This window comes from Candidatus Eremiobacteraceae bacterium (assembly GCA_035710745.1).
Lineage (GTDB): Bacteria > Vulcanimicrobiota > Vulcanimicrobiia > Eremiobacterales > Eremiobacteraceae > JANWLL01.
Genome location: DASTCX010000018.1, coordinates 151,732 through 177,152 on the forward strand (window position 1 = coordinate 151,732; position 25,421 = coordinate 177,152).

Annotated in this window: 21 protein-coding genes and 1 tRNA gene; 5 read left to right on the forward strand and 17 right to left on the reverse strand. The window is 64.5% G+C overall.

What is annotated here, in order from left to right:
* The first annotated feature begins 4 nt into the window (after nt 1–4).
* The 3 genes from VFO25_07825 (at nt 5) to VFO25_07835 (ending at nt 3,679) form a co-directional block, all read left to right on the forward strand.
* Nucleotides 5–1,762, forward strand: a complete 1,758-nt coding sequence (locus VFO25_07825) for a DUF885 domain-containing protein (GenBank protein HET9342805.1) — start codon at nt 5–7, stop codon at nt 1,760–1,762.
* Nucleotides 1,763–1,772: 10 nt separating this feature from the next.
* A complete protein-coding gene (locus tag VFO25_07830; GenBank protein ID HET9342806.1) occupies nt 1,773–2,708 on the forward strand; it encodes an EamA family transporter in 936 nt (311 codons plus the stop codon).
* Between the two features lie 122 nt (nt 2,709–2,830).
* The gene (locus VFO25_07835; GenBank protein HET9342807.1) at nt 2,831–3,679 is read left to right on the forward strand and encodes a fatty acid desaturase; all 849 of its coding nucleotides are present in this window, start codon (nt 2,831–2,833) and stop codon (nt 3,677–3,679) included.
* Between the two features lie 18 nt (nt 3,680–3,697).
* On the opposite strand, the gene VFO25_07840 is transcribed toward VFO25_07835, so the two are convergent.
* The 4 genes from VFO25_07840 to VFO25_07855 form a co-directional block, all read right to left on the reverse strand.
* The gene (locus VFO25_07840) at nt 3,698–4,936 is read right to left on the reverse strand and encodes a branched-chain amino acid ABC transporter substrate-binding protein (protein HET9342808.1); all 1,239 of its coding nucleotides are present in this window, start codon (nt 4,934–4,936) and stop codon (nt 3,698–3,700) included.
* 821 nt (nt 4,937–5,757) lie between these two features.
* Entirely contained in the window at nt 5,758–6,612 is an 855-nt protein-coding gene (gene modA / locus VFO25_07845) for a molybdate ABC transporter substrate-binding protein (protein ID HET9342809.1), read from the reverse strand.
* A gap of 16 nt (nt 6,613–6,628) precedes the next feature.
* Complete coding sequence (locus VFO25_07850; protein ID HET9342810.1) at nt 6,629–7,609, reverse strand: ABC transporter ATP-binding protein; 981 nt, start codon at nt 7,607–7,609, stop codon at nt 6,629–6,631.
* Nucleotides 7,575–8,438, reverse strand: coding sequence for an ABC transporter permease (locus VFO25_07855; GenBank protein HET9342811.1), 864 nt, complete (start codon nt 8,436–8,438; stop codon nt 7,575–7,577). The genes VFO25_07850 and VFO25_07855 overlap by 35 nt, the downstream gene beginning before the upstream one ends.
* Nucleotides 8,439–8,593: 155 nt before the next feature.
* Between VFO25_07855 and VFO25_07860 the strand changes: the two genes are divergently transcribed.
* Nucleotides 8,594–8,881, forward strand: a complete 288-nt coding sequence (locus tag VFO25_07860) for a hypothetical protein (protein ID HET9342812.1) — start codon at nt 8,594–8,596, stop codon at nt 8,879–8,881.
* A 121-nt stretch (nt 8,882–9,002) separates the two neighbouring features.
* The gene (locus VFO25_07865; GenBank protein HET9342813.1) at nt 9,003–9,560 is read left to right on the forward strand and encodes an NUDIX hydrolase; all 558 of its coding nucleotides are present in this window, start codon (nt 9,003–9,005) and stop codon (nt 9,558–9,560) included.
* Nucleotides 9,561–9,571: 11 nt separating this feature from the next.
* On the opposite strand, the gene VFO25_07870 is transcribed toward VFO25_07865, so the two are convergent.
* From VFO25_07870 to rpsR, 13 genes are all read right to left on the reverse strand, one after another.
* Nucleotides 9,572–11,089, reverse strand: a complete 1,518-nt coding sequence (locus VFO25_07870) for an amidohydrolase (protein HET9342814.1) — start codon at nt 11,087–11,089, stop codon at nt 9,572–9,574.
* Nucleotides 11,076–12,704, reverse strand: coding sequence for a peptide ABC transporter substrate-binding protein (locus VFO25_07875; GenBank protein HET9342815.1), 1,629 nt, complete (start codon nt 12,702–12,704; stop codon nt 11,076–11,078). The genes VFO25_07870 and VFO25_07875 overlap by 14 nt, the downstream gene beginning before the upstream one ends.
* Nucleotides 12,701–14,344: a peptide ABC transporter substrate-binding protein gene (locus tag VFO25_07880; protein HET9342816.1), complete on the reverse strand. Its 1,644-nt coding sequence runs from the start codon at nt 14,342–14,344 to the stop codon at nt 12,701–12,703. Before VFO25_07880 ends, VFO25_07875 begins: the two co-directional genes overlap by 4 nt.
* Nucleotides 14,329–15,975, reverse strand: coding sequence for a peptide ABC transporter substrate-binding protein (locus VFO25_07885; GenBank protein ID HET9342817.1), 1,647 nt, complete (start codon nt 15,973–15,975; stop codon nt 14,329–14,331). Before VFO25_07885 ends, VFO25_07880 begins: the two co-directional genes overlap by 16 nt.
* Entirely contained in the window at nt 15,963–17,627 is a 1,665-nt protein-coding gene (locus tag VFO25_07890; protein HET9342818.1) for a peptide ABC transporter substrate-binding protein, read from the reverse strand. The genes VFO25_07885 and VFO25_07890 overlap by 13 nt, the downstream gene beginning before the upstream one ends.
* Before the next feature lie 81 nt (nt 17,628–17,708).
* Nucleotides 17,709–17,781 (reverse strand) — tRNA-Thr (locus VFO25_07895).
* Nucleotides 17,782–17,866: 85 nt separating this feature from the next.
* Nucleotides 17,867–18,202, reverse strand: coding sequence for a hypothetical protein (locus tag VFO25_07900; GenBank protein ID HET9342819.1), 336 nt, complete (start codon nt 18,200–18,202; stop codon nt 17,867–17,869).
* 564 nt (nt 18,203–18,766) lie between these two features.
* Nucleotides 18,767–19,336 carry a hypothetical protein gene (locus VFO25_07905; GenBank protein ID HET9342820.1) on the reverse strand — a complete coding sequence of 190 codons (570 nt, stop codon included), beginning with the start codon at nt 19,334–19,336 and terminating at the stop codon, nt 18,767–18,769.
* Nucleotides 19,337–19,403: 67 nt separating this feature from the next.
* Complete coding sequence (locus VFO25_07910; protein HET9342821.1) at nt 19,404–21,278, reverse strand: hypothetical protein; 1,875 nt, start codon at nt 21,276–21,278, stop codon at nt 19,404–19,406.
* Between the two features lie 133 nt (nt 21,279–21,411).
* Nucleotides 21,412–22,755 (reverse strand): replicative DNA helicase, encoded by a 1,344-nt coding sequence (dnaB, locus tag VFO25_07915; protein ID HET9342822.1) that lies wholly within the window; start codon nt 22,753–22,755, stop codon nt 21,412–21,414.
* A gap of 4 nt (nt 22,756–22,759) precedes the next feature.
* Nucleotides 22,760–24,622, reverse strand: coding sequence for a Lon family ATP-dependent protease (lonC, locus tag VFO25_07920; GenBank protein ID HET9342823.1), 1,863 nt, complete (start codon nt 24,620–24,622; stop codon nt 22,760–22,762).
* A gap of 77 nt (nt 24,623–24,699) precedes the next feature.
* Nucleotides 24,700–25,146 carry a 50S ribosomal protein L9 gene (gene rplI, locus VFO25_07925; protein HET9342824.1) on the reverse strand — a complete coding sequence of 149 codons (447 nt, stop codon included), beginning with the start codon at nt 25,144–25,146 and terminating at the stop codon, nt 24,700–24,702.
* A gap of 10 nt (nt 25,147–25,156) precedes the next feature.
* Nucleotides 25,157–25,411, reverse strand: a complete 255-nt coding sequence (rpsR, locus tag VFO25_07930; GenBank protein ID HET9342825.1) for a 30S ribosomal protein S18 — start codon at nt 25,409–25,411, stop codon at nt 25,157–25,159.
* Nucleotides 25,412–25,421 lie beyond the last annotated feature (10 nt).

Genomic DNA, 25,421 nt, shown 5'->3' on the forward strand with positions numbered 1-25,421 from the left:
TATCGTGCCGAAATCTTGGCTATCATCAGTTCTTATCGCCGCCGCGGTTTTGTCGACGGTCGCCTTGGCATCGCCGGCAGTGGCGGCGAACACGACAGATGATTCGAAGCTCGCCGCGATCGGGCGGACGTTTTACAGCGGATCGTGGGAGTTCAGGCCCGCTGAGGCCACAGGCGCCGGCGTGCACGACTACGACTCGCAGCTCGGCAGCGTGGAGCCGGCGGCTTTTGCGGCTGAGATCGCCCGGCTGGACAAGACGCTCGACGAGCTACAGGCGATAAAAACCGATGACTTGTCGCTCGACGGACAGGCCGACCGGCAACTCCTCACGAGCGACATAGGACGCCGTCTATTCGCGCTAGAGACGCGACCCGAGTGGCGCATGTCGCCGAACTACTACGTCGATCTCGGGTCGAGCGCGGTTTTCTCCATCGTCTCGCGAGATTTCGCGAGCTTATCTGCGCGCATGGTCTTAGTCACCCAGCGCGAGAGTAAGATACCCGCGATGCTCGTGCAGGGCGAGAAGAATATCGTCCCGTCCGAGGTGCCAGCGATCTACGCACAGACCGCGCAGCTCGACGCGCTCGGGGCAGCCGACTTCCTCGAGCACGACGTCGCCGATGCGTTCGCGCCGGTGACCGGTGATCCGGCCGATAGGGCGGAGTTCGTCAAGACGAACGCCGCCGCGGCTGCGGCGTTCAGGAGCTACGCCGCCTACATCAAGCAGACGATCGTACCCGAGGCGCACGCGCCGTTCGCTATCGGCGCCGCCGCCTACGAGCATCTCGAGACGCTGCAGAACGTCGACGACATCCCGCTTCCGAAGCTCCTCGCCGTCGGCGAAGCCAACCTTGCGAAGGACAAAGCGGCGTTCATCGCCACGGCGCACGAGATCGATCCTCACGCATCGCCTACCGAGGTCGCGGGCAAGATAAAAGCAGACCATCCGACCGGAGATCGGCTCATCCCAACAGCGCAATCCGATCTAGACCAGCTAGTGGCGTTCATCAAGGCCAAGCATATCCTCGACCTGCCCGATGCGCCGGTCGCCAGGGCAGTGCCGACGCCGCAATTCGAACGCCAATTCACCTTCGCATCGATGGACTCGCCCGGACCGCTCGAGACGAAAGCGACGGAGGCGTACTACAATGTGACGCCCGTCGATCCCGGATGGACGAGCGCTCAGTCAGACGAGCATCTCGGTTTCTTCAATCGCTACAACCTGCTCGTCGTCTCCGCGCACGAGACGTATCCGGGTCACTACACGAATTATCTGTTCAACAAGCAGACGGACCTCAGCCTCATCCGCAAGCTCGAATGGAATGTCGCGTTCGGGGAAGGCTGGGCGCACTACGACGAACAGATGGTGGTCGACGAAGGGCTCGGCGGCGGCGATCCGCGCTACCGCCTTGCACAGCTTTCGGGCGCGCTCCAACGCGACTGCCGCTATATCGTCGGGATAAAAGAGCACACGCAGGGGATGACGATCGAGCAAGCGACACAGTTCTTGATGGACAACGGATTCATGGGTCGCGAGCCTGCGTATCGCGAAGCGGTGCGCGGTACGGAGGACCCGCTCTACGGATACTACACGCTCGGCAAGCTCATGCTTCTGAAGCTGCGCTCCGACTACCAAGCCAAGATGGGCTCGCAGTTCGAGCTGGCGAAGTTCCACGACGCTCTTCTGTCGCACGGGGATCCGCCGATCTACTACATCCGTCGCATGCTGCTCGGCGCTGACGACAAGGGCTCGCTCTTGTGAAAGCGCCTGAGTGACACAAGTCCCGTCGGCGCGACGACCGGCAGCGCAGCCCGCACTCGTGTGGGCTGCGCTGTTGACGGTGTACGTGCTTTGGGGCTCGACGTACCTCGCGATCCGCGTCGCGGTGACGACGATGCCGCCGCTGCTCATGGCCGGCGCGCGGTTCGCTATCGCGGGCATACTGCTCTTGGCCTGGCGTTTGCCGACGGCGATCCGCACGGGAAGGCTTCCTTCGCTCGACCAGTGGCGCCGGACACTCGTCATCGGGGCGGCGCTACTGCTAGGCGGCAACGGCGCCGTCGCTTATGCCGAACAGACGGAGCCGAGCGGCGTGACGGCGCTCGTCGTGTCGACCGTGCCGCTCTGGATGACGGCGATCGATGCAGTCTTCTTCAAGCGAATGCCGTCACGACTGGCGCTCGTCGGACTTGCGACGGGCTTCGCGGGCATCGTGCTACTCGTCGGCAAGCCCGGCGAAGGATCTATCTCGATCGCCGGCGCGATCGTGCTCGTCTTGGGGTCGCTATCCTGGGCTGCCGGCTCCCTTTACTCGCGCGCCGCAAAGCTGCCTGACGACTCTTTCCTCGCGACGGGCATGGAGATGTTAGGCGGCGGAGTCTGCCTTCTCATCGCGAGCACCGCGAGCCGCGAGTATGCCCGGTTCAACATTGGTACGGTTTCGCACAATTCGTGGATCGCGTTCTGGTGGCTCGTCTTCTTCGGCGGCATCGTCGGCTTCAGCGCATACTTGTGGGTCATTCGCAACGCGAGCACGGCGCTCGTCTCGACCTACGCCTACGTGAATCCCGTCGTCGCCGTCGCGCTCGGTTGGGCGATTCTCGGCGAGCAGGTCACTTTCCAAACGTTTCTCGCCGGAGGCGTTATCCTAGCAAGCGTCGCGTTGATAGTGTCGGCCGGCACGCGTACATCTCCAGACGACCAGTGATGAAAGCCGCAATGGGACGCCGGCGGTCTCTCATAGCCGTGGGAGCCATGAAACCTTATGGCGAACATGCCGATAGAAAAAATAGGAGCGATGTGAATCAAAGCACTGTGAGTCAAGACTCTGTGAATCAAGCCGTTGTCGTCAAGAAATTCAATTGGCCCACGTGGGGCGGCCTTGCGGTCATCCACGTCGGCGCACTCGCCGTCTTCATCCCAGGAACGTTTTCATGGAGCGCCGTCGCCGTCGCGATAGCGCTCTACTATTTGGCGGGCGGCATCGGGATCTCGTTCTGCTATCACCGGCTGCTGACGCATCGCAGCCTGAGCGTTCCCCGCTGGCTCGAGCGATTCGCAGCGTTGCTCGGCACGCTCGCGCTGCAAGGCGCGCCGATCGAGTGGGTGGCGACGCACCGCATCCACCACGCGCACACCGACACCGATGAGGATCCGCACGACGCGCATCGCGGTTTGCTGTGGACGCACGTCGATTGGCTTTACCGGCCGAACAAGAACCGCCCGAACCTGATCGAGCAGGAACGCTACGCAAAAGATCTGTGGAGCCAGCCCTACTACCAATTTCTCGCCAAGGCGCACGTGCCGCTGCAGATAGCTCTCGGCGTTGTCTTGTTCCTCATAGGCGGCTGGCCGTGGCTCGTCTGGGGCGTGTTCGTGCGTTTATCGTTCCTGTACCACGTGACGTGGTTCGTCAACAGTGCGGCGCACCGTTTCGGCTACCAGACGTACAGGACGGGCGACAAATCGACGAACTGCTGGTGGGTCGGCCTGCTGACGTGGGGCGAGGGCTGGCACAACAACCACCATGCGTTCCCGTTCTCGGCGCGGCACGGCATGCAGTGGTTCGAGTTCGATCCGACGTGGCTCGTCATCAAGACGCTGCGCGCGCTCCGTCTGGCGCACGACGTCAAGCTGCCGACGCCAGCGATGAAAGAGAAGCTCAGGCAGGTCGCCTAAGCGCTCGCGCGCTCGGTCTTATCTCGCAAAATCGCGCTGGGTGAGAAACGTCCAGCGCTTTTGCTTCGCCTTCCATACCGAGACGATCTTCAACGTCGTGTCGCCGTTCTGGTCGAACGAGAAGACGCCGAGGATGCTGTTGAAATTCGACGTGCCGCGGAGCAGGTCGAGGACTTCCTCGCGCGTCGGCATCCTGCCGCCGTCCTGTCGGACTGCTCGTGCGATAGCGTCGACGAGCACCATGGTCGCGACGTACGCGCTCGCCGAATAGGCGCCCGCCGCCTGACCGTATGCGGCTTGGTATTCCTTGACGAACGTCGCGGCGGTCGGAAGCGCATCTGCGTTCGCAGAGGCGACCGTCGCGTAGCTGTTCTCCGATTCCGGGCCCGCGACGTCGAGGAACTGCTGGTTCTGGATGCCGTCGCCCGAAGCGTAGTTCGTATGCGCGAGCGGCGTGCCGGCCATCTCTTTGCGGGCGACTGCTGCGCCGGTCGAGCTTTCGCCGCCGAAGAAGACGATGTCGGCGCCCGAAGCGCTCGCTTCCGCTATGGTCGATCTGAAATCGGTCTGCGTCGGCTGTTCGTGGACGTGATCGAGAACCGTGCCGCCTTCGGATTTGAATTCGCCGGCCCACTGGTCCGCGACACCGCGGCCGAACGTCTGCCCGTCGTCGATGACGAACGCGCGCCGCGCGCCAAGTATCTTATACGCGAACGCGGCACCGGCAGACCCTTGCACGTCGTCGGTCGGACAGACGCGGAAATACGTGATCGAGAGCGGATGCGCTTTGCGCAGTGCGAGCGCTTGCGGCCCTTTCGTCAGCTCGGGGCTCGTGTTCGCCGGGCTGATGAGCGCGAGCGAATCTTGATTCGAGATCGGTATGAGCGCTTGAGCGACGTTGCTGTTGAGCGGCCCGATGACGCCGAGATCCGCCGGATCGGCGACGAATGATTCGAAATTCGACGTGCCTTTGTTCGGGTCGTGGACACCATTGACGGCGTCGTCACGGACGTCGGCGCGCAGCGTGAATCCAGGGATGAGATTATCGTCGTTCGCGTCTTTCAACGCCAATTTGACACCGTTCGCCGTCGGAACGCCGTCGGATGCGTCGGCTCCCGACAACGGCAGATCGACGCCGACGGTTATCGAGCCGCCGGTCGCCGCGTCGGACGTGCCTGCGGCTGCCGAACATCCGACCTGCGCCGTCGTCGGCAGGAGCGCTACGAAAAGTGCTAGCGCGCGAAATGACGCTCTCATGCGGGCCTTCCTTAACTATCGGGACCTATCGGGCCGCCGTTTTAACGGCCTATTAAGGGTATCGGCCGTTTGGCACCGCCTTTTGTTGACATGCGTCACGTTTGCGTGGTATCATGGCCACTCGTAACCCATACGCACTCTTCGCCGCACGGAAAGGACGGTCCGATGATCCGACTCGATCTCATCAACCACGGCATCGCACCTCTTACGTGCGTGCTTGACCGCGCGCTCATCCGCGGGGACGTCATTTCCTGTTGAACTTCGCAGCGTAATGCGCTGCGACCGATAGACGTGACGACCCCCGCGAACGCCGCGGGGGTTTTCGTTTTGCATCATCGTCATGCTGCTGAAGGAGGAAAGGTCATGGAAACGTGGTTCATCGCCGAACACGCCCGTCGCCGCTGCGACGAACTACGTGCACAAGCCATGCGCGATCGACTCGCGCGTCATGCTCGCGCACGGCGTCCCGGCGCACGCCGGCGCTTTGCTCGCGCCCTCGTCGCGCTCGGTTCGATGTTCGTCGCCGCAGGTAATCGGGTCGACGACGCGGCTCCAGCCGCGAACTAGTGTAGCGGTCGAGCTTTAGCTCGACCGCTAAGGTCTCGCAATGCGGCGGATCAAAATAACGTCGTTCGCCGCAGGGGGACTCGCCCGAGTGGTGGGAGCGGTCGACGTTTACCGTCGACCGCCGCGGCCTTGCATCGAAGTGCGCATAGATTCGGGAGTTCTCGCCGCGTGCCCGCGAGGGCGACCCCCTTGCGGCGAACGACTCAAGGATTCCATTGGCAACAGACCGCGGCGGTCGAGCTGAAGCTCGACCGCTACAAAGTTCGACGACGTGTTTTCGATCCGTGTATCAGTGGATGGGGGTCGTAGCCGTGGCGACGGAAGATCGATTGGCCGTCTGCGCCGGTCGCCGCGTCGAGGAGCGCGCGGGCGAGATCGGGCTGCTTCGAGCCGTGAGCGATCGCGATGTAGTTCGCGGCTTCGACTTCGAAAGCGCTCGGGATCGGAACGATCTTCACCGTATCTTTGTATTTCGAGCTGACATCGGTGAAGTAGACGATCCCGCCGTCGGCTTCCCCGAGCGCCACTTTCTCGAGAACCTGCTTGACGTTCGTCTCGAACGAAACGGCGTGCCCCAATGCGCGCGAGCTGAAATCGTCGCCGTATGCTGCCGAGGCCTTCTGGAATATCCCGCGCGTGTAGATGCCGATGGGAACCGCGTCGGTGCCGAGGACGAGCTTCACGTTCTTGTCCGCGAGGTCGCGGAGCGACTCGATCCCGCCGGGATTGTCTTTGGGCACGACGATGACTTCGTGCCCTTCCGACAGCAAGCGGACGTCGTCGACGAGCCCTTCTTTCACGAGAGCATCCATGTGCTGCTTGTCGGCGGACACGAAGATATCGAACGGCGCGCCCTGCTCGGCTTGCGTCTCCAAGATCTGCGTGCCGGCGTACTCGGGCGTGACGATGACGCCTGGATGCGACTGCTCGAACGCGCCGATGACGTCGTTGAGCGGATCGGTGACGTTCGCCGCCGCGAGAGCGACGAGCGTCACCTGCCGCGTCGGATCGGCTGCGATCTTCGAGCCGTGCGCGAATCCGACGGTGATCGCGGCGAAGGCGAGCGCCGCGGGGCGCGTCAGCGCTCGTTTGAGGTCGACGACGGTCAAAGGGATACTCCCACAGTCAAGTGGTCCTAACGGCGTGTTCTTGGACCGAGGCGAATACGGTGTCGCCGACGGCATATCCCGCCCGCTTCGCATCCTCGGCGTTGATGTCGACGCGGAGCGTCGTGCCGCCGCGCGCGACGACGCGGACTTGCGCACCGAGCGGACGGATGTCGACGATCTCGACTCGCCACTCGTAGCGCGACGCGGTCGGCACCGACGACAAGGTCGCAGACCACGGATCGAATGCGATCGTCTGACCATTGTCGCCGTCGCCGCTGCGAACCGTTGCGATGTTCGTCCCTGTCAGTGCGGCGACGAAATCGTCGGCCGGGAAGCGCGCCATCTCGTCGGCGGTGCCGGTCTGCACGATACGGCCGCGGTGCATCGCCGCGATGCGATCGCCGAGCAGGCGCGCGTCGTCGTAGTCGTGCGTGACGACGATAGCCGGGATCGCGAGCCGCGCGAGGACGTCGCGCAGCTCGAGCCTGATCCGAGCTCTGCTCTCGACGTCGAGCGCGGCGAGCGGCTCATCGAGCAACAGCGCCTTCGGCTCCGTGACGAGCGCCCGCGCGAGCGCGACGCGCTGACGCTCGCCGCCGGAAAGCTCGGCCGGTCGCGCCTGCGCGACGCGCCCGAGGCCGAGGAGCGAGATCGCGCGATCGATGCGATCGGCGCGTTCCGCCACACCGACGCGAAAGAGTCCATACCCGATGTTGTCGCGCACGTTCAGGTGCGGGAACAGCGCATAGTGCTGGAAGAGATAGCCGATCTTGCGCCGCTCCGGGGGCTCGTCGATCCGCGACGCGACGTGGACGAGCGCGTCGCCATCGAGCGACACGGATCCCGAGTCGGGTCTGGTCAAGCCGGCGATGATGTTGAGGAGCGTGCTCTTCCCCGCACCCGAACGCCCGACGAGCGCGAGCGTCTGCTCTCGGATCGTGAAGTCGACGTCGAGCTCGAACTCAGGAAGACGCTTGCGAAATCGGCAGTCGAGCAATGTCGAGCGTCTCCTCGCGCCGGTGTGGAGCTGCGTCACGGCCCATGCGCCAGTCGAGCAGCCTGATGAGCAGCAGCAGCGCGAAGGCTGCGAACAAGAGCAACGCGGCCATCGCGACCGCCACGTCGAGGCCGGAGTCGAGCGCGGTGTAGATCGCGAGCGGCAGCGTCTGCGTCACGCCGGGCAAATTTCCCGCGAAGAGCATCGTCGCACCGAACTCGCCAAGTGCGCGGGCCCAACTAAGCGCGGCCCCGGCGAGGATGCCGCCGGCCGCGAGCGGCAGCTCGACCGCGACGAATGTCCGCAGCGGCGATGCTCCTAGCGTTCGCGATACGGCGACGAGGTCCGCATCGATCGCGTCGAACGCCTGGCGCGCCGCCACGATGAAGAACGGTCCAGCGACGAAAGCCTGCGCGATGACGACCGCGGCGGTCGTGAAGGCCACCCCGAGGTGGATCGATTCGAGCGTCGGTCCGAGCAAGCCGCGGCGGCCGAAGACGAGCAGCAGACCGACGCCGGCGACGGCCGGCGGCACGACGATCGGCATCTGCACCGCCGCTTCGAGCAGCCGTTTGCCACGGAAACGAGAGCGCGACAGCCAGTAGGCAAGCGGCGTTCCGAATAATATGGTGACGGCGACCGACTCAAAGGTCGTACGCAGGCTGAGACCGAGCGCCGCTACCGCGATCGGCGACGTCAGATCGGCGAGCGCCTTCGCCGGCGGGACCGCGACGAATACGGCTACCAAGGGGAGGAAGAGGAACGCGAGCGCGAGCGCGACTACCGCGCCAAGCGCGATCCGGCCAAGCGTTATCTCAAGACGCGGCATCGAGCGCCCGTTCGCTCGGGGCAGGACCGCTCCCTAGACCTGTTTTGACCGGATGTGACGCGGGTAACGCGTAACGCGTGGCCCCCGCGTCGCATCATACATACCGGCCGGCGCCGGTTTGCGCGCCGTCGCATCGACTCGAAACGAGCCATTTTTTGAAAGACCGAGTCTTCAAGACCAATCTCGACGGATCGCCCGGTTCAGGGCCCGCGAGTTGGTTCGCATTGCGCACCGACGATCCGAGATCGCTCATCGAGCATCTCAAAGACGCGGCCGGGCCCGACATCGCCGAGCACTTCGCGCGCGGCGATTTTGAGAAGTGGCTGCGCGAGCTGTACAGCCGGCCCGATCTCGCCGAAGGCGTCAAGCGCTTGCGCGAGACGTGGAACGGCCGGCACGATCCCAGGCGCGAGCTCATCGCGCTGCTGCAAGCGCTGAAATAAATAAAAACGAGCAGCCTCCGCAGGGCGAACGGGGGCCGCTCTTTTCCGTCAACGTAAGTCGCCCGCGAATCGGTTCACGCCGCTGGGATATCAAGCGTCCCACAGCCAATTCACAGGCGCCTTGACCGATCGCAAGTGGGAGATCCTCTCCTCGGAATACGTGGTCCAGTCGCCGTGGTACCGGCTGCGTCGCGATGCCTGCCGCCTGCCTGACGGCACGGTCATCGATCCGTACTACGTGCGCGAGCACGACGGTTTCGCCGTCGTTTTCGCCGTCACGCCGGACGGCGATGTCGTGTTCGCCAAGCAGTACAAGCATGGGTTCGGCGGCTTCGTCTTGGAGCTGCCCGCCGGGATGCTCGAGCAAGGCGAAGGTCCGCTCGAATGTGCTCGGCGGGAGCTCGAAGAGGAGACCGGCTATACGAGTCTGCGCTTCGAGAAGATCGCCGAGTTCATCGCCGACCCGACGAGCTCGACGGGATTGTCGCACGTCTTCGTCGCCCTCGATGCTCGGCCGGATGGCGTGCTGTCTCCCGACCCCGGCGAGGATATCGAGACGGTCCTCGTACCCGTCGACCGCGTCCTCGACGAAGTACGGTCCGGCCACATCCGTGCGCAAGGCCAAGTCGCGGCCGTCTACGCCGCGCTCGATCGACTCGGAAAACTGCGAGCGGTCTGACCCCGTCGCGGCTACGCGCGAAACCTCACCGTACCGCCGACGACGGTCGCGATGACCCTCGTGCTTCCGATCTCTTTGGGCGCGATCGAGTCGAGCGACCGCTCGAGCAACACGAAATCCGCGTCCATGCCAGGTGCGAGCACGCCGCGCCGTCCCTCGTCGAACGACAGTTTCGCCGCGTCGGAGCAATAGGCGCGCAACGCCTCTTCTACCGTGAAGCGCTCCGCTGGGACGTGATGATCGACGAGCGCTTGGATGCCGAGCAGCGCGGAAAATTTCGTCACCGGGCTATCCGAGCCGGCGCAGATGACGCACCCGGCGCGCTTGGCGGTCTTGAACAGGTTCATCTCTCGGGCGCGATCCGCGCCGAGGCGCTGCGCGTACATGCCGTCGTCGCCGCCCCACAGCAGATCGAAAACGGGCTGTATCGACAAGAGCATCCGGCAGCGCGCGGCGCGGGCGATCTGGTCGGCGCGCGCGATCTCGAAATGGTCGATCGACGGACGAACCGCGCGCAGCGGTCCGCGTTTTTTTATGACGGCTTCCCACGCGGCGATCGCCTCTTCGATAGCACGATCGCCGATCGCGTGGACGCCCACCGACAAGCCGCCCTCGGCGGCTTCGTCAAAGACCTCGGTCAGCTGCGCGCGGTCGAGATAGAGCAGCCCCGCGTCGTGGCTATCGCAGTAGTCCTTCTCGACGGCCGCGGTCCGCGAGCCGATCGAGCCGTCGACGAAGATGTCGCCCCCGAAGACGCGGCCGCCGAGCCGGCGCGCTTTGCGCACGTCCGTGGTACACGCTTTCGAGATGACGCGCAGCGGCAACGCCGCGTCGGCGCGGTATTGCGCCTCGAGCGTTTCGAGCGGCGGATCCCAGGCGATGACGTGATGGACGGTCGTGATCCCGCCCGCGAGCGCCATCTGTGCCGCTCGTTCGTCGGCGCGCCGCTTCGCTTCGTCCGGCACGGCTCGGAGGAAGACGGCCTGGCCCGCGTAGTTCGCGGGTCCGAAAAGCCTGCCGGTCGGTTCGCCGTCGTCGTCGCGTTCGACGCCCTCGAGATGGCCGACGTCGATGCGCTGCAGCGCCGCCGAGTTGACGACGCACGAGTGTCCGTCGATCCTCGTCAGGAGTACCGGCCTTGCGCCGGCGACGGAGTCGAGCTCGAGCATCGTCGGCGGCCGGCCCTCCGCGATATTGTGGTCCTCGTAGTTGCCTGCGAAGAGGATCGCGTCGCTTAGCGCCGCGACGCGCTTGAGCATCGACTCGACGTCGGGGCAATCCGTGAAATCGTGGTCGCCGGCAAGAAGGCCCGTGTCGGTGAGATGGACGTGACAGTCGTGAAAACCCGGCACGATCGCCGCGCCGTTGCAGTCGACGACTTCGACGTCTTTCGGAAGCCCGCTCGGACGCCCATCAAGAACGCGCCCTACCTTGCCGTCCTCGACGACGAGACCGCGCGCCCGCGGCATCGTCGGATCGAGCGTCGTCACGTCGGCGTTGAGATAGACCGCAGATCTACCTGAGGTCATACTCCCACGTGTTCCAGAACGTCGACACGGCACGCGCCGGGCGGTACCCGGATACGCGATCGCTCACGAGATCGGTCCGGCCGATGAAGTAGAGGAAATCGGCGGGCAGCTGTTCGGCCAGCCGCTCTTGCGCTGTCGCGTAGGCCGCTTTGCGGACGCGCTCGTCTGACGTCGACAGCGCGATGCGCTCGGCGGCGTCAAAACCGCGGTCGCACCAGTCGGTGAAATTCTGCCCGACCGGCGGCGCGTAGCCGCAGAGCCACTGGATGCTATCGTCGGGGTCGATGCCGTTGTACCAGTCGACGAACGCGAGGTCGTACTTCGCCGTCGATAGGATGCCGCCCGCACCGTATGTCGAGTAGAGAAGATCCGGCGGATAGTTCTTGACCTCGACGTCGACGCCGATGCCGCGCATCCACTGCGCGAAGAGCCCCTCGAAGTCGATGCCGTCGCGATAGCCCGACGGCGTCGAGATATCGAACGACAGCCGCCGGCCGTTCTTGGTCCGGATGCCGTCGGAACCCGTTTTCCAGCCGTCCGCGTCGAGGATGGCGCGCGCCTTTTCGGGATCGGCGTCGTATTGGGGCACGTGCGGGTCGTAGACCCACAGCCACGAAGGCTGGTCGCTCGTCGCGACCGTGGCGGTGCCGTGCGTGATGTCGGCGACGACGCGCCGCTTGTCGATCCCGTACGAGATCGCCTCGCGCACCTCGCGATCGTCGAGCGGCGGATGCCGCAGGTTGAACAGGAGCATGAAGTAACCGACGAACGGCGTCACGATCACGTGCGCGTCGCCCACCTGCGAGAGATCCGGCACTTGGCTGTCCGGAAGGTGGTAGTAGAGATCCGCCTCGCCCGAGCGCATCATGACGAGCATCGTCTCGGTATCGTGGATGGTCAGGAAGTCGACGCCGTCGAGCTTCGGCCGCCCGCGCCAGTAGTGCTGATTCGCGTGCATCGTCACGCCGGTGCCCTGCTCCCAACGGTCGACGATGAACGGGCCGGTGCCGACGGGCTTGATGTTGTACGGCACGTGGTTGAGGTCGTGATACTTGGCGAGCAGGTGCGCCGGCAGTAACGCGATGGCGTCGGCGCTCGGCGCGAAGAGCGTGTCGACCGCGGGCGCATAGGGCTCCTTCAAATCGAAACGGACGGTATGATCGTCGATGACCTTGATGTCGCGGACGCGATCGAAGCCCGTGCGGCTGGCGACATTGTTGTCCGGATTCATGATCGCGTGCCACGAGAAGACGACGTCTCGTGCCGTGAACGGCGCGCCGTCCTGCCACGTCACTCCCTTGCGCAGGTGATACGTGATCGACAGGCCGTCGGGGCTGATGCCGCCGTTGCGGAGCGTCGGCACTTCGGTCGCGAGCTCGGGGACGAGGCGGCCCTTGTCGTCGAGGTTGAAGAAATAGCCCGCCCAGAACATCGAGCAATCGACCGAGGTCTGCTCGTTCGTCAGCAGCGGGTCGAGGTTGTCGATCTCCTGCGCGCCGACGATGCGTAAGATCTTCGGACCCGAGGCGCCCGGAGCCGACGAGGACGAGACGTGCGAACAGCCGCATGCGAGCAGCGCGAGCGCGAATGCGGCGATCGTGAGCGTGGTCCTCACATGCGCCACTCCCACGGCGCGGAGAACGACGTCACGGTCGGCGCCGGCTGGTAGCCTTGCAACTCGTCGCGTACGGCGTCGTGCAAGTGCGTCCAGAAGAGGAAGTCGGCGGGCACATCTTCGTTGAGCAGCGTCTGGATGCGCCAGTACGCCGCGCGGCGGACGTTCTGATCGTTTGAGGTGAGCGCGATGCGCTCTTGCGCGTCGATGCGCGGGTCGCAGAACTGAGAGAGGTTGAAACCCTGCGGCGGCATCTGATCGCACGCCCACAGCGTGTCGTCGTCGGGGTCGACGCCGCCGATCCACCCGGTCCACAAGACGTCGAACTTGCCGTTGTTGACGATGCCGCCCGAGTTCTTCGCCGCGAACAGCAGGCTCGTCGGATACGTCTTCACCGCGACCTCGACGCCGAGATGCTTCATGTCTTGTTGGAATACCGGTGCGAACTTCACGCCCTCGGAGTAGCCGATCGATGTCACGTACGACAGCGAGAGACGTTGGCCGTTCCGATAGCGGTAGCCGTCGGGCCCGAGGCGCCAGCCGGCGGCATCGAGCAGCTTCGCCGCGCCCGCGGGATCGTACGCCGGCGCATGGACGTCGGGATCGTACGCCCACGAGTACGGCGGCTGATCGCCTTCGGCCGGCGTGCCGCCGCCGTTCGCTATCGCGCTGACGACGAATTTCCGATCGATGCCCATCGATAACGCGCGCCGGACGCGGACGTCATCGAGCGGCGGATGCTTCGTCTGGTATGCGATGTACCAGAACTCATCGAACGTCTCGTCGAGCACATGAACGCCGGGTATCTGCCGCAGCTGCGAGACGTAGTTGTCACCGGGCTCGTACCAGACGTCGGCATCGCCGCTGCGCATCTCGAGCAGACGCGTGTTCACATCGGGCACGATGATGAAGTGCACCTCGGCGACCTTCGGCGCGCCGCGCCAGTAATCCGGATTCGCTTTGAGGATGACGTCCGTGTCGGTGTCGTAACGCGCGAGCACGTACGGTCCCGTTCCGATCGGCGCGCGGTCGTATGCGGCGCGATTGATGTCGGGGAGCTTCGCGAGGATATGTGCGGGGAGGATGCACATCGGGGTGAGGCTCGGCCCGAAGAACGCTGCGATAGCGGGCGCGTACGGATGCGACAAGCGGACGATGACGGTGTACGGATCCGGCGCCGTCATCGAAGCGATGTCGTCGTAGCCGCTGCGCGTGAGGACGTTGTTCCGCGGGTTCATGATCGCGCGCCACGTGAAGATGACGTCGCGTGCGTCGAACGGCGCGCCGTCGTGCCACTTGACGCCGCGGCGCAGGTGGTACGTTATCGTCAACCCGTCTCTGCTGATGCCGCCGTTCGCGATCGTCGGGATCTCGGTCGCCAGCTCGGGCACGAGCTCGCCATGTACGCCCACGCGGAATAGCCACGCCGCCCAGAACCAGCCGATGTCCGTCGCGGCCGCATTGCCCGACAGTTGGGGGATGAGCGAGTCGATCGAACCGATGCCCACGATCCGTACGACGCCTGCGTGCAGCGACGACGAGGGGCCGATCTGCGAACCGACCTTCGAACAGCTTGCTGCGCTGAGCGTCAGGGCGGTGGCGAGAACGGCGGTCGCAGCGCGCTTCAGCGCATCTGCCATTGCCATGTGTTCCAGAATTCGGTGACCGCCGGTGCCGGACGGTAGTTCTCGAAGCCGTCGCGGACCGCATCGTCACGATTGACGTAGTACATGAAGATGACCGGTGCGTCTTGCGCGAGGAGCTCTTGCACGCGCCAGTACGCGGCCTTGCGCGTCTCGCGATCGTATTGGGTCAGGGCGACCTTCTCTGCGGCGTCCACGCGCGGGTCGCACATGAACGACTGATTCCAGCCGACCGGCGGTTGCTGATCGCACGCCCACAGCGTCTCATCGTCGGGGTCGACGCCGGCGATCCACGCCGTGTACGCGAGGTCGAAGCGGCCGTTGTTGATGACGCCGCCCGAGCCGGCCGAGCCTTCGAGCACGCTCGTCGGATAGAATTTTATCTGGACGCGGATGCCGACGCGCTGCATCATCGATTGGAAGACCGGCGCGAACTTGCGCGCGTCTTCCCACGTCGTTCCCGAGGCAAGCGTCAGCGCCAGTTCGGTACCGTTCTTCGCGCGGTAGCCCGCGGCGTCGAGCTTCCATCCCGCCTGATCGAGCAGCCGGCCCGCGCCGGCCGGGTCGTAGGCCGGCTGGCGGACGTTCGGATCGAACGCCCACGAGAACGGCGGTTGATCGGTCTGCGCTCGCGTCGCATAGCCTTGCATCACGGTGCGGATGAGGTAGTCGCGATCCGTCGCCATCGAGATCGCGTGACGGACGCGGACGTCGTCGAGCGGCGCGTGCTTCTCGTTGAAGATGAGATACCAGTACTCGTTGAAGGTCTCCGTGTTTATGTGGACGCCCGGTATCCTCCGAAGCTCGGGGACTTGCGAACTGCCGGGGTTGTAGAAGAGATCCGCTTCGCCGGTCCGCATCTGCGTCGTCTGAGTGTTCGGGTCGATGATGATCGGGAAGTCGACCTCGCTCAGCTTCGGCGCGCCGCGCCAATAGTGCGGGTTCGGCTTGAGGACGATGCGCGTGCCCGGTTCGAACGTTTCGACGTAGAACGGTCCGGTGCCGACCGGCTTGTTGTTGAACGCCGCGTGGTTGATATCGGGCAAGCTCTTGAGCAGGTGCTCAGGCAGCACCGGCATCGGCTGCAGGCTCGGTCCGAAGAACGTGGCGATCGCCGGAGCGTACGGCCTCTTCAAGGTGACGAGCAGCGTGTGCGGGTCAGGCGCGCTCATCGAGGCTATATCGTCGTAACCTTCGCGCGTGAGCACGTTGTTGCGCGGATCCATGATGAGGTGCCAGGTGAAGATGGCATCGCGCGCGGTGAACGGCGCGCCATCCTGCCACGTCACGCCCTTGCGCAGGTGATACGTGATCGTGAGGCCGTCGCGGCTCACCCCGCCGTTATGCGGCGTCGGCACCTCCGTCGCCAGCTCCGGCTCGAGATCGCCCTGCTCGTTCACTTGAAAAAACCAAGCACCCCAGAACTGTCCGATGTCGACCGATGACGCGCTCGCCGACAGCTCGGGTATGAGCGAGTCGTTGCTGCCGATGCCGACGATCCTGACGACGCCGGGAAGCGCGCCGTTGGTCGGCGACGTACCGGACTGCACTTTCGAGCAGCCGGCGAATGCTACCGTCGCGGCGAGCAGCGAGGCGAGCGCGATCCGACCTGCGCCTAGATCTCCCATTCCCACGTGTTCCAAAACGTCGTGACGGCGTGCGCCGGTTTGTAGTTCTTGAGATCCGAGTTCGCGACGTCCTGGCGCTGCACGTACCAGTCGAGGATCATCGGCTCTTGCTCGGCGAGGATCTCCTGGATCTTGTAATACGCGGCCTTGCGCACGTCCGGATCGTAGCTCGAGAGCGCGATATGCTCTTCCGCGTCGAGCTCGTGGTTGCAGAAGCGATAGATGTTCTGACCTTTCGGCGGAAACTGGTCGCACATGAAGAGCGTCGAGTCGTCCGGATCGACGCCGTTGATCCACGACAGCAGGCCGGCGTCGTACTTGCCACCCTGCAGGATGCCGCCCGCGCCGTACGTCGCGAAGAACAGCGGCGTCGGGTAGTTCTTGACGTCGACCTTGACGCCGATCGCCTTCCACTCGCTCTGGAGCACTTGTTCCTGCACGAGCGAGTCGGCGCGGCCGATGACGCCGTCGAGCGAGATCTCGAGCGTCTGGCCGTTCTTGTGGCGATAGCCGTCGGCGCTCATCGTCCAGCCGGCCGATTCGAGCAGCTGATCGGCCTTGTTCGTATCGAACGGGTATTTCTTGACGTCGCGATTGTACGCCCAGAGGAACGGCGGCTGGTCGCTGTCGGCGGGCACGTAGACGTCGTGCGAGATGTTGTGGATGAGCGTGCGGCTGTCGATCGCATAGGCGAGCGCTTGACGGACGCGGACGTCGTCGAGCGGCGGGTGCTGCATGTTGAGCGCGATCTGGCCGTACTGCGTGAACGGCGTCAGGTAGATCTGGTAGCCCGTCAGCCGGTTGAGCTGGGGCGCTTGCGATGCGGGCGCGTAGTACTCGAAGTCGATGTCGTGGGCCTCGAGCTCGGTGAGAATCGTGTTCTCATCGGGGATGATCTCGTAGTCGATCTCTTTGAGCTTCGGCGGGCCGCGCCAGTAGTTCGGATTGGCGACCATCTTGATAAGGCTGCCTTTTTGGTATTCGACGACTTTGAACGGACCCGTGCCGATGGGGATGATGTTGAACGGCACCTTGTTGATGTTCGGATATTTCGACAGGATGTGCTTGGGCAGGATCGGGTACGGCGTCGGCCCCATCGTGAAGAAGTTGTTGACGAAGGGTGCCCATTTGTGCGCCAGGTGGACGACGATCGTGTAGTCGTCGACCTTGTCGATCTTGGTGATGTACGTCTTGTCGTAGCCGACGGTGCTGCTGACGAAGTTCGCCGGATTGTTCACCTGCTGCCACGTGTAGATGACATCGTCGGCGGAAAACGGTGCGCCGTCCTGCCACTTGACGCCCTTGCGCAGGTGATACGTGATGGTCAGGCCGTCTTTGCTGATGCCGCCGTTCGCGAGCGTCGGCTCGACGGTCGCAAGCTCGGGGTAGAGCTGGTTCTGGTCGGACCAATTGAAGAGATAGCCGGCCCAGAACATCGAGAGATCGACTTCCGTCTGCTGATTGCCGACGACCGGGTCCATGTTGTCCGGCTCGGCGTTTGCGGCCCAACGAAGCACGCCCGGTTTCGTCCACGAGTTGCCGCCGCCGGCACCGGTGCCGGCTTGCGTGTTGCCGCCCTGCGAGCACGCGGTGAGAGCGGCGACGACGACGAGTGCTGCGACGCAGCGGAGCGCACGGCGTTGGATCGACATATGATTCCTTTCGTGCCCGGCTTCCAGTCAGCGCTTCAAGGGCGCACCTTGAATCGGTGGCGCCCTCGAGTCTAGTTGGTCAGCCGACGGTCAGGCTTGAACTGACGACCTGCGGTTTACGAAACCGCTGCTCTACCAGCTGAGCTACGTCGGCGCGGCGACGGCTCTGCGGCGCCCCCGCGACCCGCTTCGGCCATGTTTTTGGGCTCGCCTGCCGGTACGAGGTGTCGCCGTGCCGGCTAGGTTGTGACGTGAGCGATGACGTGACCGAGCTCTCGGCGGATCCGTTCGGTTATCACCCTGGCATTGTTGGTCGACGCCCAAAAGCCGAACGTGTAAGGGACGGGTTTTCCCACATCCGGGAACTTGCGGTCGATCGCGATGACGATCCCATAGTAAGGATCTTCGCCCTCAAGCGTCGCCCACACGGCGGCGCTCCGCTTCTCCCGGTTGGTCACCTTTATCGATAGATCGGATTCGCTCGGGCCTCTGACGTCATAGTCATCGACCAGCAGCGCCGCTATCTCTGCGAGGAATTCGACGACATTGGTCTTGGTCTCCAGTCGCCCTTCCAATGAATTGCTCCTCGACCCGAACGAAGAGGATGCCGCCTCGGTCGCTTGTGGTTTTACGCTCTCGCGTACGTACCACGATCTCATCCGCGTCGCTTCGCGAAGCAGTCGCGGCAGTACACCGGCCGGTCAGCACTTGGGATGAAGGGCACTTCTGCTACACCTCCGCAGTCGCCGCATGTCGCCGTATGGGTTTCGCGGTGCGGGCGGGCCGTCGGCGCCGAGTACGTCGGTGCGTTGCCGTTGCGCGCTTGTCTGGCCTCGCGGCACTCGGGGCAACGCCCGGGGTCGCTCGTGAATCCCCTCTTCGCGAAGATATCCTGTTCGGCAACCGTGAAGGCGAATTGCTTCGCGCAATCGCGGCATACGAGCATCTTGTCTGACATCTTATCTGAACTTAGCACTATGATTTTCTCCTTAGGTAGGTCATTCACCGAAAAACAAAACTGCCCGCAGAGATGTACGCCGTTCGGCGGTACGGGCAGTCTATTGGGAAATGCCTTGAGTCGCTGTACTGCTATTATATCACAATTTCGACCGTTTCGCCACTACGTCAAAGCCCAATGATCAGTACGGGTTCTTGAAGCGCAGGACTTTGGAAAGATCTTTTCCGCGGATGATGCCGGCGCTGTGGTATGCGAGTCCCCACGAATCGATCGACGACATATCGGGGAAGATGCACGCCTCGAGCGTCTCGTCGATCGCACCCTTCAAATACCAGCCGCCGCCTGCGCCGGACGTGCCGCCGAACTGGTCGGATCCGCCGAGCAGCGTGCAGTAGCACGACGCAGGATTGCCGTTGCAGCTCCCGAGCGGGACCTGCGCGTAGTAGGCAAGAGCGGCAAGCGTCGGCTTCTGCGAGTAGAGCGTCGTCGTCAAGAGATGGATGCGCGAACCGTCGGGCCTCGTGTACTGGCAGAACTGGCGCATGCCGTCGAGGAACAGCAGCGTCGGGCCGTTCGAGCCGTAGACGGCCACGCGCGTCTCGACCTCACCGCCCGTATTTTTGCAATAAGCCGCCGCGGCTTGATAGAATTGCGGCGAGTAGGAGGCCTGCGGAGCCGACGCTCCAAGCGCAGCCGATCCGAACAACAGAAAAGACGCGGCCGCGAAAGCGGCGATGGCTGATGATTTCACGAGGTGCCTTCCTTTCGGCATCAGAGCCGTTATTGAAGATCGGATTCCCGGCGCGGACGTCGTCGACCTACTCTCCGTGCAGGGTCCTGCGCGACGACTGCAAGCCGAACACTTCGACGCTGTTCGAAGTCCCGACGAAGACTTTACCGTCGATAACGGTCGGTGTGAGGAACGGCGGGTTGTGGAGGTTCTGCCATAGCGCCACGTTGAGCTGGATCAACTGGTGCGTCAGATCGGTCGCGTCGTACGCGCGAAGCAGCACGGGATGCGTAGCGCGGTTCGCCGGCCGCGTCGTGATCCAGACGATGCCGGTGCCGGGCATCGCGCCGTTCGACGAGACGTCTGGGATCGCGCCGCCGCTGCCGCCGCACGAACTCGACGCGGTGCTCGCGAGCGTGAGTTGCGGAACACTCGTGTCGAGCGCGTACGCTCGCAGCGGGTCGCCGGCGCCGCAATAGTAGACGAACGACGTCGTCGGACCACCATAGTATGCCGGTCCACCGACAAGTTTGTGGATCGCGAGCTGCAGCTCTTGGACCACCGCGTCGGGCCCGCCCGGCGAGTAGCCGCCGAGCAAGTCGCGGTTCAGGAGGTAGATCGTCCCTTCTTCTCCCGCGGCGACGGCGAGGTGCGGAAACGCGCCGGGCTGGTCGGGCAATAGCATGACACCGCCGGCGCCGAGATCGTGGTTCAACTGCGCGAGCAGCGCCTGGTCGGAGGGCGTAAAAGAATCGAGCACCGTCAGGCCGGCCGACATCTTCATCACCGAATCGCCCCAGTTGTTGCCGCCCGTGTTCGCGTCGAACGGCCCATCGCCGGTCGCGAATAACACGTCGCCTTGATCGTCGGCGTCCGGACCCCAACCACCGCCCCAGATGTTGCCGTTGTACTTGTTCGAGACGTCGAGCGTCGTGCAGAAGAACGACTGGAGCGTGAGCGTCGATGCGTCATAGCGGAATATCCAGCCGTGCGGCTTCGTGCTCGGGGTCTTCGTGTCGTCGTGATTGCCGAAGCTCACATAGACACTTCCGTTCGCTAGCAGCACCGAGGCGCGGTTCAACTGCGACAGCGCGTCGAAGACGACCCGCCTGCCGTTATTCAGCCTCGTCGTCGCCGTGATGTCGACCGGCGTGAGGACGTCGGCGCCGTCGGTCCAATCGACCGCGTGGAGGAACTGGTGATACGTGTACCCGCCGCCGGACACCGCTTGCTGAATCGCGGCCACGAAGTAGATCGTTCCTGTGTTCGGATCGATTACCGGCGTCGACGTGATGCCGACCGCTGGGATGATGTTCTGTGCGTTCGTGAATTGGTAGGGGATCGGCACGGCGCCGCCGGCGGGATTCGCGTAGTTCTTCTGCCACAGCTGCGCGCCCGTGTCCGCGTCGAACGCGTAGAGCGAATCATTCTCGGTGGCGACGATGGCCACGTTGTGGGTCGCCTGTCCGATCGTGACGCCGCCGACGAAAAGCGGCTGCGCGTAGACGAACGCATCGACCGGCAGCGAGAACAAGTGGACGAAGCTGTTCGGAGCGACGTTCGACGTCGTCAGCGCGGTCTCGAACGGGTTCCACCCAGTTCGCCCGAGGTCGTAGTGGTACTGCAAGTAGTCGTTTTGGACGACTGTCGACGAGCGGACGAATCCGCCGCCGGCGAGCCGACCGACCGCGGTGACGATCGTACCTGGGCGCAGCGTCGATCGAAGCCGGATCATCGTTCGCGAAGCTGTCGCCGTGTGCGCGCCCAGCAACCGTCCGCCCGCGTATACTTCGACGCGTTCACCGGGCGCGAGCGAGCCGATCGCGATGCTTTGCATCGCTTCGTCGAGCCGCCCGATGCGCGGCGACGCCTTTGAGCCTAGGGTGCCGATGCCGACGGAATGCGGGGTGGGCGTCAACGGCAGCGTGGACAGCGCGATGAGTACCGCGGCGAGGTATTGCATGGCATCCCTGATGGATAGGACAAAAGCCGAGCGCCGCGCCCGAAGAGGGCGCGCGTCTTATTGTAATATGCGACCGCTAGACCGGACGACGGCCATAAATCCCAATCTGGGCCCTAACCGCGCTTTTTGGGGTCTAGACCTCTGCGTGCTCGAGGTCGAGGTCCGCGAACGAGGTGAATTTCTTGTCGAAGCGGAGCTTCACCATGCCGGTGGGCCCGTTGCGCTGCTTGGCGATGTGGATCTCGGCGACGTTCTCCTGGTCGGTCCCCGGATTGTAATACTCGTCTCTATATATGAAGGCGACGACATCGGCCTCTTGTTCGATGCCGCCCGACTCTCGCAGGTCGGAGAGCATCGGTCGTTTGTCGGTCCGCACTTCGAGCGAACGGTTGAGCTGCGCGAGCGCGATGATCGGAACGCGCAGTTCTTTTGCGAGCGCTTTCAATCCACGGCAGATCTCGTCGATGATCTCGACGCGGCTCATCACGCGCGGGTTCGTCGAGCGCATGAGCTGGAGGTAGTCGACGACGATGAGGTCGAGGCCCGATCGCGACTGGAGGCGCCGCGAGCGCGAGCGCACCTCGGACGTCGACAGCGCCGGTGCGTCGTCGACGTAGATCGACATCTCGGCGAGACGCCCCATCGCTTGGGTGATCTTGCCCCAGTCCTCGTCTTGCATGTTGCCGGTGCGTAGCTTTTGCGCGTCGATGCGCGCGTCCGCGCTGAGCAGGCGCTGGACGATCTGCTGGTCGCTCATCTCGAGCGAGAAGATCGCGACCGTCTTTCCGGCCGAGCGCGCCGCGAATGCGGCGGCCCCGAGCGCGAACGCCGTCTTGCCCATCGACGGGCGCGCGCCGACGACGATGAGCTCGCCTTTCTGCCAACCTGCGGTGTAGTGGTCGAGCGACGCGAAGCCGGACGGTATGCCGGTGATGTTGCCGCTCTGATGGTAGAGCTTGTCGATCTGCTCGAATGTCGGTTTGAGCAGGTCCTTAACGAGGGTGAAACCCGCGGTCTGGCGGCGCCCGATGTCGAAGATCATCTGCTCGCACTGGTCGAGCGTCTGGTCGACGTCTTCGGTCGGCTCGAAACCCATGACCGAGATGCGCGAGCCCGCGGTGATGAGCGCCCGCAAGAGCGCTTTCTCCGCGACGATCTTCGCGTAGTACTCGACCGATGCGGTCGTCGGCACCGCGTCGAGGAGCTGGGTCAACAGGTCGAGGCCGCCGACTTCGTCGAGGACCTTGCGCCGGCGCAATTCTTCCGCGACCGACACCTTATCGATCGGCTCGCCGCGTTCGTAGAGCGAGTGGAGCGCGTCGTAGATCGTCGCGTGGTGCGGCGCGTAGAAATCCGAGGTGACGACGATCTCGGCGACGACCGGCATGAGCTCGCGGTCGACCATGAGCGCGCCGAGGACGGCTTGCTCGGCGTCGAGGCTCTGCGGCGGAATGCGGTCGATAGCGGTGAGCGCCACGCCGCTAGCCTGCCGCCGGCGAGATTTGCGCGGGCGCGCTCATATCGAGCGCGGCGAGCGCTTCGAAGACGTCGCCTGCGGTGACGATTTCCATGCCGGCCAGACCGGTGGGTACGTCTTTGAGATTCTCCTTCGGCACGACGACGCGACGGACGCCGGCCATGCGCGCCGCGAAGATCTTCTCGGGTATGCCGCCGACCGGGCGGACCCGGCCCTGGATGCCGACCTCGCCGGTGAGCGCAACGTCTTGCGGCACCGGTTCGCGCCGCAGCGCGGAGTAGAGCGCGGCGAAGACGGCCAGACCCGCGGATGGCCCATCGACGGCGCCGCCGCCGATGACGTTGACGTGCAAATCGTAATCAGCCGGGTCGACGCCGGCGAGGGCGCGGACGACGGACGCCGCGTTGAATACCGAGTCGCGAGCCATCGAGCCGGCGGTGTCGTTGAAGCGCACGGTCCCTTTGCCCGGCTGCGACGCGCGAAATGCGACCGCCTCGAATTCGATGATCGAACCCGTGAAGTGATAGACGCCGAGGCCGAACGCCTTACCGACCTCGCAAGCCTTTGACGCCTTGACGTGCGTGTGCTGCGAAAGGCGGCGGCTGCGTACGACGTCGAGCACGTCGCTCGCAGCGACCGGAATGCCGGAGTCGGAGGCGCCTTGCGCGCGATATAGAGCGAGACCGAACGCGTCGGCCAGGATCTGGACCGCGAGCCGGCCTTCGAGCGTGTACTCTGCGATGAGATCCGCGACTCCATCGTCGAGCGCCGCGTGGAGGCGCTTGGCGGCGTGGTGGACGATCGACGCGATCTGCTCCTGGTTGAGCGGCGTGAAGAAGACTTCGGCGCATCGGGAGCGCACGGCCGGATCGATCTCGTCAGGCTGCCTCGTCGTCGCGCCGATGAGGACGAAATCCGCGGGCGCGCCGCTTGCGAAGAGGCGCTTCACGTAGGCGGGCACGTTCGGATCGTTCTCGTCGTAGTACGACGATTCGAACGTGACGCGCTTGTCCTCGAGCACTTTGAGCAGTTTCACCTGGAGCATCGGATCGAGCTCGCCGATCTCGTCGATGAAGAGGACGCCGCCATGCGCGCGCGTCACAAGCCCGAGTTTCGGCTCGGGGATGCCGCCCTCGGCGAAATCGCGCCGGCTTCCTTGATATATGGGATCGTGCACCGAACCGAGCAGCGGATTCGTCGTCTCGCGCGGATCCCAGCGGATCGTCGAACCGCCGACCTCGACGAACGGCGCGTCGGCGCCGAACGGCGTGTACGTCGCGTGCTTCGCGCGCTCGAGCGCGAGCCGCGCGACGGTCGTCTTGCCGACGCCCGGCGGTCCGTAAAGTATGACGTGCTGCGGGAACGGCGAGGCGATCTTGCCGAGCAGCGCGAGGATCGCCGCGTCTTGGCCGACGACTTCGTCGAGGGACGCCGGCCGCAGGACGCTCAGCGCCGATGACGGCAGTCCGCGCCGCTCGAGGGCCTCGAGCTCTTCCTGTTTCTTGAGCGTCGACGACGTCTCGGGGCCGCCGGTCTCCTTGAGCGCCTCGAGTTTCAGGTCTTTGACGTACTCGAAATGGCGCGCCGCCATCTTCGCGTTGACCTTCTTCTCGATGCTCTCTTCGACGGTGCGGTGGGCGATGAGTTCGGCGAGCTCTTCTTCGACGGCCGCGAGCGCATCGGCGTAACCGGAGCGCGACGGCGTCCGCGCGAGCGTGGGGTCCTCGAAGACGAGGCGCCGAAGCGCGAGAACGCGATCGCCGAGGTCGCGGCTGCGCATGAGCTTGAGCGCGTCGAGCTTGCCGGCTTTGAGCACGAGCTTATCGGCGCCGACCAGGTTCGAGAGCATGTCGAATAGCGCGGTCACTTGACGCCCGATCGCCGCCTGGGCCGAAGGCGGAGCGCCGGGCCGGCGATTCCGGCGCGGAGCGGACTTACCCACGATCAGCCCGTGACGACGCGGACGGCGATCTTTGCCGATACGCCGTGCGCGAGCTTGGCGACGCAGGTGTGGTCGCCGGCCGACTTGATCGGTTCGGCGAGTTCGAGTTTGTGGCGGTCGAGCGCGACGCCGAATTCGGCGTGCACGGCTTCGGCGATCTGCGTCGTCGTCACGGCGCCGAACAGCTTGCCGTGCTCGCCTCCCTTGGCTCGAACGACGACCGGTTTCGCCGAGATCGTCGACGCGAGCGCCTTCGCTTCGGCGAGACTCTTGTCGTCGCGCTTCTGCTTGGCGGCGCGGCGGCCTTCGAGCTGCTGGAGGTTCCCTGCGGTCGCTTCTTCGGCCAATCCCTTCGGCAGCAGGTAGTTCCGCGCGTGACCGTCAGCCACGTCGAGAATGGAACCTGCTTTGCCCACGCCCTTGACGTCGGCTTTGAGGATGACCTTCACCGCCGTCGCGTCAGTCCGAGGCGAAAGGCAAGAGCGCGATGACGCGCGCGCGCTTCACCGCCGCCGTCAGCGCACGCTGGTGCCGCGCGCAGCTTCCGGAGATGCGGCGCGGCAAGATCTTGCCGCGCTCGGACACGAACTTGCGCAAACGCGGCGCGTCTTTGTAGTCGATGTGCTCGACCTTGTCGACGCAGAACGAGCAGACCTTACGTTTCGGCTTTCGATCCTTCGCCGCGCGCTTTTTTAGTTTTGGCCTTGGTGGCATCTGTCTTCCT